General features: G+C 68.7%; 9 protein-coding genes and 1 tRNA gene. 2 read left to right on the top strand and 8 right to left on the bottom strand.

Features of this window, described 5'->3' with window-relative positions; translation table 11 throughout:
- Positions 1 to 21 precede the first annotated feature (21 nt).
- Both ACUDCK_RS01600 and ACUDCK_RS01595 read left to right on the top strand, forming a co-directional pair.
- Positions 22 to 1,119, top strand: coding sequence for a transglutaminase-like domain-containing protein (locus ACUDCK_RS01600; RefSeq protein ID WP_175167231.1), 1,098 nt, complete (start codon positions 22 to 24; stop codon positions 1,117 to 1,119).
- A gap of 12 nt (positions 1,120 to 1,131) precedes the next feature.
- On the top strand, positions 1,132 to 1,671 hold the full coding sequence (locus ACUDCK_RS01595; protein ID WP_054503636.1) for a TlpA disulfide reductase family protein: 540 nt from the start codon (positions 1,132 to 1,134) through the stop codon (positions 1,669 to 1,671).
- Positions 1,672 to 1,678: 7 nt separating this feature from the next.
- Here the strand turns inward: ACUDCK_RS01595 and ACUDCK_RS01590 are convergent, their stop codons facing one another.
- The 8 genes from ACUDCK_RS01590 to fdnG form a co-directional block, all read right to left on the bottom strand.
- Positions 1,679 to 2,713: a glycosyltransferase gene (locus ACUDCK_RS01590; protein WP_175167232.1), complete on the bottom strand. Its 1,035-nt coding sequence runs from the start codon at positions 2,711 to 2,713 to the stop codon at positions 1,679 to 1,681.
- Between the two features lie 195 nt (positions 2,714 to 2,908).
- Positions 2,909 to 3,004, bottom strand: a tRNA-Sec gene (locus ACUDCK_RS01585).
- A gap of 12 nt (positions 3,005 to 3,016) precedes the next feature.
- Positions 3,017 to 4,954 (bottom strand): selenocysteine-specific translation elongation factor, encoded by a 1,938-nt coding sequence (gene selB, locus ACUDCK_RS01580; RefSeq protein WP_175167233.1) that lies wholly within the window; start codon positions 4,952 to 4,954, stop codon positions 3,017 to 3,019.
- Positions 4,951 to 6,411 carry an L-seryl-tRNA(Sec) selenium transferase gene (gene selA, locus ACUDCK_RS01575; RefSeq protein ID WP_175167234.1) on the bottom strand — a complete coding sequence of 487 codons (1,461 nt, stop codon included), beginning with the start codon at positions 6,409 to 6,411 and terminating at the stop codon, positions 4,951 to 4,953. The genes selB and selA overlap by 4 nt, the downstream gene beginning before the upstream one ends.
- Positions 6,412 to 6,413: 2 nt before the next feature.
- Positions 6,414 to 7,349: a formate dehydrogenase accessory protein FdhE gene (gene fdhE, locus ACUDCK_RS01570; RefSeq protein WP_116792717.1), complete on the bottom strand. Its 936-nt coding sequence runs from the start codon at positions 7,347 to 7,349 to the stop codon at positions 6,414 to 6,416.
- A gap of 126 nt (positions 7,350 to 7,475) precedes the next feature.
- The gene (locus ACUDCK_RS01565) at positions 7,476 to 8,123 is read right to left on the bottom strand and encodes a formate dehydrogenase subunit gamma (protein WP_049070779.1); all 648 of its coding nucleotides are present in this window, start codon (positions 8,121 to 8,123) and stop codon (positions 7,476 to 7,478) included.
- Entirely contained in the window at positions 8,116 to 9,015 is a 900-nt protein-coding gene (gene fdxH / locus ACUDCK_RS01560; RefSeq protein ID WP_175167235.1) for a formate dehydrogenase subunit beta, read from the bottom strand. The genes ACUDCK_RS01565 and fdxH overlap by 8 nt, the downstream gene beginning before the upstream one ends.
- A gap of 10 nt (positions 9,016 to 9,025) precedes the next feature.
- The gene (gene fdnG, locus ACUDCK_RS01555; RefSeq protein ID WP_155755547.1) at positions 9,026 to 12,094 is read right to left on the bottom strand and encodes a formate dehydrogenase-N subunit alpha; all 3,069 of its coding nucleotides are present in this window, start codon (positions 12,092 to 12,094) and stop codon (positions 9,026 to 9,028) included.
- Between the last annotated feature and the right edge of the window lie 63 nt (positions 12,095 to 12,157).

Below are 12,157 nucleotides of genomic sequence, written 5' to 3'. Positions count from 1 at the left end.
TTCACCGTGCGTGAGGGCTATATGGATCGCCGACTCTTCCTCCGTTTCTCAGGCGCCCTGTGCGCCGCCCAGGCGGCCTTGCCCCTGGCCGCGCGCGCCGAACAGACGCCCGTCAGCGCCGACTGGCGCAGCTTCGAACTGACCACCCACATCCAGGTGCTGGACCCCGGCGCCCATCCGCGCCTCTGGATCCCCCTGCCCTACGCCACCGACACGTCCTACCAGCGCGGCGCGCAAAGCGCCTGGCTGGTCAGCGGCGGCGGCAGCGCGCAACTGGCGCAGGCGCCAGGCTACGACGTGCGCATGCTGGCGGTGCAATGGCCCGACGCCCAGGCGCCACGGGAAGTCACGGTGACCAGCCGCTTCCAGACCCGCAACCGCCGCATCGACCTGACCCGGCCGCCGTCCGGGGCCCCGCGCGAAAGCGTCGCCACCCTGCGCGAATTCATTCAGCCCACTGCGCTGCTGCCCACGGACGGCATCGTCAAGGCCACCGCGGACCGCATCACTCGCGGCCACCAGGGCGCGCTGGCGCGAGCCCGCGCGATCTATGACTGGGTGGTCGACAACACCTGCCGCACCGCCTCCACCCGCGGCTGCGGCACCGGCGACGTGCGCTACATGCTCACCGCCAACGATCTGAACGGCAAATGCGCCGACATCAACGCGTTGTTCGTCGCCCTGGCGCGCGCCGCGGGCATTCCCGCCCGCGATGCCTACGGCCTGCGCGTGGCCGACTCGCAGCTCGGCTTCAGGAGCCTGGGCAAGGCCGGCGACGTCACCCGCGCGCAGCACTGCCGCGCCGAGTTCTACGCCGACGGCTATGGCTGGATCCCGGTCGACCCGGCCGACGTGCGCAAGGTCATGCTGGAAGAGCCGCCTGGCGACCTGCCCGCCACCGACCCGCGCGTGCGCAGCGCCCGCGTCATGCTGTTCGGCGCCTGGGAAATGAACTGGGTCGCCTACAACCACGGCCACGACGTCGCCCTGCCGGGCTCCGCCCACGGCCCGGTGTCGTTCCTGATGTATCCCAACGGCGAAACCGTCGACGGCCGGCTGGACAGCCTCGACCCCGACCGCTTCCGCTACACCCTGACCGCGCGCCCCCTGTCCGCCTGAGCAGGTCACGCCATGCTCAGTCGCCGCCAACTGCTGCAATCCGCCCTGTCGCTGGCGGCCCTGCCCGCCTGGGCGGGCGCCGCAAGCGACAGCGCCCTGAAGCTCGCCACCGGTCCCGACTGGGCGCCCTGGACCGCCGCCACCCCGCCCCTGGTGCTGCCCGACCTCGCCGGCCGCGAACAGAAACTCGGCAACTGGCGCGGCAATGTCGTTATCGTCAGCTTCTGGGCGACATGGTGCGACCCGTGCCGCGACGAAATCCCCCTGATGTCGGCCATGGCCAGGCGCCACCGCGAGGAAGGCCTGCGCCTGGTCGCCGTCAACGTCGGCGAGGCCCTCGGCAAGATCACCACCTTCCTGGCCAAATGGCCCGTCGCCGGCGCGGTGCTGCACGACCGCAACAGCACCGTTTCCAAGAAATGGGACGCCATCGGCCTGCCCGCCAACTACCTGGTCGACCGCGGCGGCAGCATCCGCCACTGGCACCTGGGCGCCCTGGACTGGAAGGCGGAGAACGTCAGCGGCGTCGTCACCCGGATGTTGCGCGCGTAGGGCCGGGCTACCGGCTGGCGGCCACGTTCGCGGCGACGGGGCCTGCGGCCCGGGCCATCCGTCGCAGGCGCCAATACGCCTTGAGCAGGCGCCGCAGATCGGTGAAACCACGCGCGTGGCGAACCAGGCGCGGCCAGGCGCGAAGATCGAGCATGGCCCGCGCGAGGTGGGCGCGCATCTGGGGACTGTCCACGCCCTTGCGAAGCAGATCCACGAAGCACAGCAGTTCATGCTGCGCATGGCGGACAATCGAAATCCGGGTGCCGCGGTCGAGTTCTCGCCGCAAGGACCGGACAAGCAGCGTGCCGATGATATGGACGTAGCTGACGCCGCGCCACTGGCGGACCTGGGGCGACGGCGAGAGCGTGGTCGAATCGGGGTTGCGGCGATAGCCGTACACGGGCTCGGGCGCGAAGCCGATCCGCCTGGCCACGAGGGCGAGGTCAACGGTCCAGAGAATGTCTTCGTGGAATATCGTGGGATCGAACGCCAGCCCGTGCCGGCGGATGAGGTCACGCCTGATGAGTTGCAGGCAGACGTAGTGCGGCCATTCGCCGACGCCTACGCAGTGGACGATCCAGTCCGTGCCGGCCATCGTCCGCCCCACCGGTTGCCGTGTCAGGACCGCGGGCCGGGGCGGGAGAGGCGGCGTGTCCGTGAACCGATATGCGTTACCGACCAACACGTCCAGCTCCTGTGAGACGGCCTGTTCGTGCCACGCCGCGAGCCCCGCCACGGGCAGTACGTCGTCGGCGTCGGCGAACGCGATCCAGGTGCCACGCGCCGCCTGCAAGCCCGCATTCCTTGCGGCGCCCTGCCCGAGATGGGCCTGCCTGATGATGCGCAGGCGCGCATCCTTGGCGGCATAGGCCTGCAGGATCGCCATGCCGCCATCGGCGGAACCATCATCGACCGCGATCACCTCCACGTCCATCGCGGCATCGCCCAACAGCGCATCCAGTTGGTGGGCAAGATACCGCTCGCAGTTGTAGACGGGGACGATCAGGCTGATCTGTGGCGCAATGGGGTCGACGTGGTTCATATCCGGTGATGCGTAGGCGCGTGAATCCTCGCGCCCTGAACCGGGTCTTGCCATTGGTCTTCGATATTCGATCCATCGTCCAACAGGCGCGGGTGGATCGGTACACTACGCCGTATCACGAGGCCAGAGGGACCAGACTCATCAATACAAGACCGGTCCGCCTGTTTCTGGCCGGACGACCATCGCGGAAAAGAATGGCGGAAGGCAGCAGGAGTCGAACCTACCTGGGAACGTCTGACGCCCCCAACCGGGTTTGAAGCCCGGCCGTGCCACCGGACACGGATGCCTTCCTCGAAAACCCGCCTATGATACCGCCTGCCCGGCCCCCAGGTACGCGCTGTCCGTGCGCAGCACGTGCGTGTCACGCAGCCGCCGTGTCAGCCCCGTCCGATCGAAGAATTCCAGGATCTGGATCGCGCGTTTGCGCCCCAGGCCGGTGGCATCCCGGAAGGCCGCCGCGTTCAACCCTTCGGGTTTGCCGGCAAGCGCGACCGCCAGCGCCGCCAGCTCCACCACCCGCTCGCGGTGATAGAACAGATCCTTCACCACCTGCGCCACCTCGCCACGCCGCAGCAGCTTGCGCAGCACCTGCCGCACGCGCTCCTCGGGCTCGCCCTGCGCGCGCGCCAGATCGCGCACCCAGGGAGGGTCGTAGGCGCCCGCGGCCAACAGCGGCAACAGGCGTTGCGCCAGTTGCGCCTCGGCCTCGGCCAGCGCCGCGGTGTGCCCCGGCAGATGCAGCCACGGCCCGTTGCGCAACACCCGGCCCTGCTGCTGCAGATCATCCAGCAGTCCCTGCCACAATGCCTCCGGCGCCGCCGGCAGCGCCATGCGGCGCAGGCGCGAACCGTCCGGCCCGGGTTCGTCCGGCGCGCCCTGGTGAAAGGTCGCCAGCGCCTGCTCCACCCGCGCCCGCAGCGCTTCCCTGTGCGCGGCCAGGATCAACGTGCGCGCGCCCTGCGGCGTGCGCGGCTCGATCCAGATCGCACCCTCGGGCGCGGCCAGGTCGCGCACCGCCCTGCCGGTCAGGCGTTGCAGCGCCGTCTCGTCCAGGCCCAGCGCAGCCTGCGCCAGCAGCGGTTGCAGCCCGCCACCGTCCAGCATGTCCGCCACGCCTTGCAGCCATTGCATTCGCGCCGGCGCGCGGCGCTTGCGGTCCGGCGCGTTCGGATCGAGCACGCGGCCGCCGCCGACCGTGCGCGTGGCCTGCGCATTGCGCACGATGTAGCGGTCGCCGGGCATCGCGCACACCAATTCGTCGAATACCAGTTGCACCCAGCCCGACTGGCCCGGCGCCAAGGCATCGGCCGACAGCGGCACCACGTGCGCCACGTGGCGCGCCGCGCCGATGTGCACGTGCAGCGGCGTCCAGGCCCGCAGCGGCGCGTCGGCCGAGGGCAGCAGCGTCAAGGCCACATCGACGTGGCGCGACGGCAGAAAGCAGCGCGCATCGGCAATCCAGTCGCCGCGCGTGATGGCGCTCTTGTCGATGCCCGCCAAATTCAGCGCGCAGCGCTGGCCAGCCGCGCCGGTCTCGCTCGGCTGGTTCTGCGCGTGGATGCCGCGCACCCGCACCCGCGTGCCCGCCGGCATCAGGCGCAGGTCGGCGTCGTCGTCGCCGACGCGGGCGCGGCCGCCGTGCGCGGTGCCGGTGACCACGGTGCCGTGGCCGGCCAGCGTGAAGACGCGGTCCACCGCCAGCCGGAACAGGCCCGCGCCGTCGCGCGCGCCCAGCGCCTGCGCCGCGTCATCCAGATGCTGTTTGAGGCGCGCCACGCCATCGTCGCCGACGCGCGCCGCGCACATCTCGAACACGGGCGCATCCCGCAGGAAGGTGTCGGCCGCCAGCGCCGCGATCTCGCCGCGCACCGCCGCCAGCCGGGCCGGGTCGGCGCGGTCGGCCTTGGTCAAGGCCACCGCGCCGCGCGCCACGCCCAGCAGCGACAGGATCGCCAGGTGTTCGCGGGTCTGCGGCATGACGCCGTCATCGGCCGCCACCACCAGCAGGCCGAAGTCGATGCCGCTGGCGCCCGCCGCCATGGTGTGCACCAGCTTCTCGTGGCCCGGCACGTCGATGAAGCCCAGCACGTCGCCGTTGGGCAGGGGCGTGTAGGCGTAGCCCAGTTCGATTGAAATGCCGCGCGCCTTCTCTTCCTTGAGACGGTCGGTGTCGACCCCCGTCAGCGCCCGCACCAGCGTGGTCTTGCCATGGTCGATATGGCCGGCGGTGCCGACGATCATGCGCGCGGCTCCGCGGATTGCGGCGCCGATGGCGCGGCAGAGGGTTCAGCGAGTCTGTCGGCGAGTTGTGCGGTGAAGGCGGCCTCGTCGCGCGCCTCCAGGCAGCGCAGGTCGAGCCACAGCGCATCATCGGCGATGCGGCCGATCACCGGCACAGGCAGGTTGCGCAAGCGCGTCTCCAGGCGGTCCAGATGGCGGCCGGGGCGGCCCTTGCCGCGATAGCGCACCGCCAGCCCGTAGCTGGGCAACTGGTCCACCGGCAATGCGCCGCTGCCGATCTGGCTGAACATCGGCACCGCCTCGACCTCGTAGTCCGCGCCCGCCGCATGCGCCAGCGGGCCGCGCAGTCGTTCGGCCAACGGCTGGATCTCGCGCTGCGGCCGCGTCAGCAGGCGCAGCGTGGTCAGGCGCTGCGCCAGGAATTCCGGCGCGCGGTATAGCTGCAATACCGGTTCGAGCGCGGCCAGCGTCAGCTTGCCCACGCGCAGGGCGCGCTTGAGCGGGTTCTTCTTGATCTTGCGGATCAGGTCGGCGCGCCCGACCAGCAGGCCGGCCTGGGGGCCGCCCAGCAATTTGTCGCCGCTGAAGGTGACCAGGTCGGCGCCGGCGGCGATGGTCTCGCGCACCGTGTCCTCGCGCGGCAGGCCGAACTGGGTCAGGTCCACCAGCGTGCCGCTGCCCAGGTCCACCGTGGCCGGCAGGCCGCGCGCATGCGCCAGCGCCGCCACCTCGGCCACGCTGACGCTCTTGGTGAAGCCGGTGACGGCGTAGTTGCTGCAATGGACCTTCATCAGCATCGCGGTGCGCGGGCCGATGGCGTTCTCGTAGTCGGCGGCGTGGGTGCGGTTGGTGGTGCCCACCTCGACCAGCCTGGCGCCTGCGCGCTTCATGATGTCGGGGATGCGGAAGGCGCCGCCGATCTCGACCAGCTCGCCGCGCGACACCACCACCTCGCGGCGGTCGGCCAGCGCGTTCAGCATCAGCAGCACGGCGGCGGCGTTGTTGTTGACCACCGTGGCGGCCTCGGCCCCGGTCAGTTCGCACAGCAGGTCGTCGATCAGGTCGTCGCGGTCGCCGCGGCCGCCGCTGTCCAGGTCGAATTCCAGGTTGGCAGGCGTGGTCAGCGCGCGCAGCACCGAGGCCACCGCCTCGTCGGGCAGCAGCGCGCGGCCCAGGTTCGTGTGCAGCACGGTGCCGGTCAGGTTGTAGACGGCGCGCAGACGCGGGGCGGCGGCACGCGCCAGGGCGCCGTCGACGGCCACCGCGACGGCGGTCTCGGCCAGTTCGGCGCGCGGCAGCTCGCCCGCCAGGGCGCGCTGCCGCAGGGTGTCCAGGTGCTGGCGCAGGGCCGCCACCACCTGCGTGCGGCCATGCGTGTCCAGCGCCGCGGCCAGCGCCGGCGCGTTCAGCAGCCGGTCGAGCGCGGGGATGTCGGCGGCGGCGGCGAGTCCGGTCATGGCTATTCCTCCTCGGCGCCGTGCCACAGCAGCGGATTGCCGCTGGCGCGCGAATAGCCGGCCTCGCCCACCAGCACGTCCAGCATCAGGCTGGCGAGGTCGTCGGCCACCGGCTCCACGTGCAGGTCCTTGTCCTGGTAGAAGATCTTGCGGTAGGTATGGCAGCGGTCGCAGGTCTCGGCCTTGATGGCGGGCGCGCGGCCCTCGATGGCCTGGTAGGCCACGGATTCGACGTCCTCGCAGTGCGAACACTTGACCCGCACCATGTGCCACTGGGTCGCGCACAGGCTGCAGCACAGGTAGCGGTAGCCCTCGAACTGCCCGCCCACCCGCACCACGCTGGCCACCGGCAGGCTGGCGCAGACCGGGCAGACGCCGAAGGGCGAGGCCACCGGCAATTGCTTTTCGTCGAAGCGGCTGGCCAGGTCGGTCCAGTACACCTGCAGGGCGGCCATGACGAACGGCGCGGCGGCGCCGTCGACGCCGCGATGCTGTTCCGACAACACCGCCTCGGCCAGGTCTTCGAGCGATTCGGTGTCTTCATCGAGCGCGCGGCGCAACGCCGCGCAGACGTCCAGCGCCTCGGCCGGCACGTCCTGGCCGCCGGCGACCTCGTCGACCAGTTGGCGCAGGATGTCGCGCCACAGCGGGTCGCGCGGCCAGCCCACCGCCTGCAGCGGCGGCATGCCATGGGCCTGCGCCAGGGCGATGCGGTCTTCCGAGGCCGGCGGCGCGTTGCAGCCGCGCAGGGCATTGTGCTGGGCGTCGACCAGCCGCGCCATCAGCAGCAGATAGTCGGCCACCGGGCTATCCACGGCCAGTTGCCGCAGGCGCGCCGCGCGCGTCGCGAAAACCGAATCGCGCGCCGGCAACTGGATGCGGGGGATGGTGTTGTGGTCTAGCGCTTCGATCTCGCCGCGCGGAAGAATTCGCTGCAATTGCGTCTCCAGATAAACGAACACGGCTGCCGCCCCGACAGGGGGAGGCAGCCGTGCGGTGGGATCGGGCGGGATCCACCCGGCGGCGCCGCCACCGCCAGGTGGCGCCCGCCGCGCGAGGCCCGCTTACTTCGTCGTGGACTGCTTGCCGATTTGTTCCCGGAACCAGGCGCGGTGGTGCTTCCATGCCCAGCCCGCGGTCACGTAGCCACGCAGCATCGCCGTGAGCGAGCCCTTGACCCAGATCGCCGCATAAATATGCACAATGATCGCGCAAATCAGCACCAATGCACAAACGGCATGCAGCACCGAGGCGGCGCGCACCACCCAGATCGGGAAATAGAAGGCGAAGAACTCGCGCCAGATCACGATGCCGCTGACGAACAGTCCCAGCATGCACAGGATCAGCACATAGAACAGCAGCTTCTGGCCGGCGTTGTACTTGCCGACTTCCGGCAGCTTGTCCTCGCGGTTCTCGACCACGTCGTTGAGCTGGCTGAGCCACTGGCGGTCGGCCTTGGTCATCAGATTGTGGCGCCACATATGACCGGCGAACACCACGAAGCAGAAGAACATCACCAGCCCGATGAACGGATGCAGGATGCGGGTCCAGGGACCGCCGCCGAACAGGTTGGTGAGCCAGAACATCGATGGATGGAACAGCGCCAGCCCGGACAGCGCCAACAGGATGAACGTGAGGGCGATGATCCAGTGGTTGGTGCGCTCGCCGGGGGAATAGCGCTTGATCCGGCGGTGATGGCGGTCGTCACTCATGGCGGATCTCCTGTTCGGCGCGACGTTCGTCTTCCTCGTCGACCTCGTTGCGGCCGACGCGGGCATAGTGGAAGAAGCCGGCCAGCGCCGTCAACGCCATGGCGGCCACGCCCAGCGGCTTGGCGATGCCCTTCCACAGCGAGACCATCGGGCTGATCTGCGGCTCCTTCGGCAGCCCGTGGTACAGCCCGGGCTGGTCGGCGTGATGCAGCACGTACATCACGTGCGTGCCGCCCACGCCCTGCGGGTCATACAGGCCCGCCTGCTCGAAACCGCGCGATTTCAGGTCCTCGATGCGCTCGGCGGCGTGCTGCTTCATGTCGTCCTTGGTGCCGAACACGATGGCGCCGGTGGGGCAGGACTTGACGCAGGCGGGCTCCTGGCCGACGGCCACGCGGTCGGAACACAGGGTGCACTTGTACGCCTTGTGGTCCTTCTTGCTGATGCGCGGCACGTTGAACGGGCAGCCGGTGATGCAGTAGCCGCAACCGATGCAGTTCTCTTCGTGGAAGTCGACGATGCCGTTGTTGTACTGGATGATGGCGCCCGGCGACGGACAGGCCTTCAGGCAGCCCGGATCTTCGCAGTGCATGCAGCCGTCCTTGCGGATCAGCCACTCCAGGTCGCCCTGCGGGTTCTCGTATTCCGAGAAGCGCATGACGGTCCAGGAATGCTCGGTCAGGTCGGCCGGGTTGTCGTAGACGCCGACGTTGGTGCCGATCTCGTCGCGCAGGTCGTTCCACTCCATGCACGCGCTCTGGCAGGCCTTGCAGCCGATGCACTTGGAGACGTCGATCAGCTTGGCCACGGACCCGGTGATGGGTTCGCGGATGCCGGGCGGCGGCGTGGTGGTGGCCGAGCGCCGTTTGATGTCGAGGGATTGCATAGACATGAGCGCTCTCCTAGATCTTCTCGACCTGCACCAGGAACGACTTGAATTCCGGTGTCTGCGAATTGCCGTCGCCCACGAACGGGGTCAGGGTGTTGGTCAGGAAGCCCGGTTTGGCAATGCCGACAAAGCCCCAGTGGATCGGGATGCCGACGTGGTAGACGGTCTTGCCCTCGATGGTCAGCGGGCGCAGGCGCTTGGTGACCAGCGCCACCGCCTTGATGTAGCCGCGGTTGGACGACACCTTCACGCGCGAACCGTTGGCGATGCCCAGTTCCTTGGCCATGACCTCGCTGATCTCGACGAACTGCTCGGGTTGCAGGATCGCGTTGATGCGAACGTTCTTGGTCCAGTAGTGGAAGTGCTCGGTGAGGCGGTAGGTGGTGGCCACGTAGGGGAACTTGTCCACCGTGCCCATCGCCGCCAGGTCGTCCTTGAACACGCGCGCCGCCGGGTTGCTGGTGACGCCCTTGGCCTTCGGATACAGCGGGTTGTAGCCCAGCGGCGTCTCGAACGGCTCGTAGTGTTCCGGGAACGGCCCCTCGGCCATGCCGGCGCGCGCGAAGAAGCGCGCCACGCCCTCGGGGTTCATGATGAACGGGCCCATGCCGCCGTCGGGGTTTTCATCCCCCTTGAAGTCGGGGATGTCGGCGCCGACCCAGGCCTTGCCGTTCCACGAGATCAGGCTGCGGCGCGGATTGAACGGCTTGCCCGCGACGTCACAGGAGGCGCGGTTGTACAGGATGCGGCGGTTGGCCGGCCAGGCCCAGGCCCAGTTCAGGGTCTGGCCGATGCCGGTCGGGTCGCTGTTGTCGCGGCGCGCCATCAGGTTGCCGCCGGGCCCCCAGGCGCCGGCGAAGATCCAGCAGCCGCTGGCGGTGGAACCGTCGTCGCGCAGCTCGGCAAAGCCGGCCAACTGCTCGCCGCCCTTGCGCGTGACCTTGGTCGGGTCCTTGGGGTCGACCAGGTCCACCAGCGCCTTGCCCGAGTATTCCTTGGCCAGCTCTTCCGCGGTCGGGCTCTGCGGGTTGGAGTACGGCCAGGACAGGTTGACGATGGGGTCGGGGTACTTGCCGCCCTCTTCCTGGTACATCTTGCGCAGGCGCGTGAAGATCAGCGACATGATCTCGATGTCGCTCTTGGCCTCGCCCGGAGGCTCGGCGCCCTTCCAGTGCCATTGCAGCCAGCGCCCGGAGTTCACCAGCGCGCCGTCTTCCTCGGCGAAACAGGTGGTGGGCAGGCGGAACACCTCGGTCTGGATCTGCCTGGGATCGACGTCGTTGGCCTCGCCGGCGTTGCGCCAGAATTCCGAGGTCTCGGTGACCAGCGGGTCCATGATGACCAGGAACTTGAGCTTGGCGAAACCGGCGTTCAGCTTGGCCTTGTTGGGCGCGGCCGCCAGCGGGTTGAAGCCCTGCGCCAGGTAGCCGTTCATCTTGCCCTGGTTCATCAGCTCGTAGACCTGCAGCATGTCGTAGAGCTTGTCGAGCTTGGGCAGGTAGTCGAACGCCCAGTTGTTCTCGGCGGTCGCGGCCTTGCCCCACCAGGCCTTCATCAGGCTCACGTGGAACTTGCCGTAGTTCTGCCAGTAGCTGAGCTGGTTCGGCCGCAGCGGCTTGAGCGCGCGCGCGGCGATGTACTTGCCGTAGTCCTGCTCGGGCTCGTTGGGCAGCGTCATGTAGCCGGGCAGCAGGTTCGACATCAGGCCCAGGTCGGTCAGGCCCTGGATGTTCGAGTGCCCGCGCAGCGCATTCATGCCGCCGCCGGCGATGCCGATATTGCCCAGCAGCAGTTGCACCATGGCGCCGGTGCGGATGATCTGCGAACCGATCGAGTGCTGCGTCCAGCCCAGCGCGTACAGGATGGTGGCGGCCCGGTCGGTGGTGGCGGTGGACGCCAGCATCTCGCAGACCTTCAGGAACTTGTCGCGCGGCGTGCCGCAGACGCGTTCGACCATCTCTTCGGTATAGCGCGAGTAGTGCTTCTTGAGCAGTTGGTAGACCGAACGCGGATGCTCCAGCGTCGGATCGGTCTTGACGTAGCCGTCGTCGCCGCGCTCGTAGTCCCAACTGGCCTTGTCGTAGGTCCGCTTCTCGGCGTTGTAGCCGGAGTACAGGCCCGCGTCGAACGCGAAGTCCTCGCGCACGATGTAGGAAAAGTCGGTGTAGTTGCGCACGTACTCGTGCTGGATCTTGTCGTGATCCAACAGGTACTTGATGACGCCACCCAGGAAGATGATGTCGGTGCCGGTGCGTATGGGCGCGTAGAAGTCCGCCACGGATGCCGAGCGCGTGAAGCGCGGATCCACGACGATCAGCTTCGCCTTGTTATGGGCTTTCGCTTCCGTGACCCATTTGAACCCGCAGGGGTGGGCCTCGGCGGCATTGCCGCCCATGATCAGTACTACGTCCGCGTTCTTGATGTCGACCCAATGGTTCGTCATCGCTCCACGGCCAAACGTCGGGGCAAGACCTGCCACCGTCGGGCCATGTCAGACACGGGCTTGGTTGTCGAACGCCAGCATCCCCATGCTGCGCACGGTCTTGTGCGTGATGTAGCCGACCTCGTTGCTGCTTGCCGAGGCGGCCAGCATGCCGGTGGTCAGCCAGCGGTTGACCGTCTTGCCGTCTTCGGTCTTTTCGACGAAGTTGGCATCACGGTCGGCCTTCATGAGCTTGGTGATGCGCGTGAGCGCGTCGTCCCAGGAGATCCGTTCCCACTTGTCCGAACCGGGCGCCCGGTATTCCGGGTACTTCAGGCGGTTGGGGCTGTGGATGAAGTCGATCAGGGCCGCGCCCTTGGGACAGAGCGTGCCGCGGTTGACGGGGTGGTCGGGGTCGCCCTCGATGTGCATGATGCTGGCGCGGGCATTCTTGGCGCCATCGCCCAGGCCATACATCAGCAGACCACAGGCGACCGAACAGTAGGGACAGGTGTTGCGCGTTTCCGTCATGCGCGCAAGCTTGTACTGGCGCACCTCGGCCATGGCCGTGCCGGGGGCTACCCCCAGCAATGCCAGGCTCGAGCCAGCCAGCGTGGTACCGGTCACCTTGAAGAACTGGCGGCGGTTCATGTTGACCATGAAGCACTCCTCTCCGGGTGAATAAGGGGAAAGCGCGGGCCGGTCCGGGGAAAAGCCCTACGA

It is taken from the genome of Achromobacter sp. CF-sbj1-Ac2-l (assembly GCF_052698165.1).
This window is presented reverse-complemented; position numbering and strand designations above follow the sequence as displayed.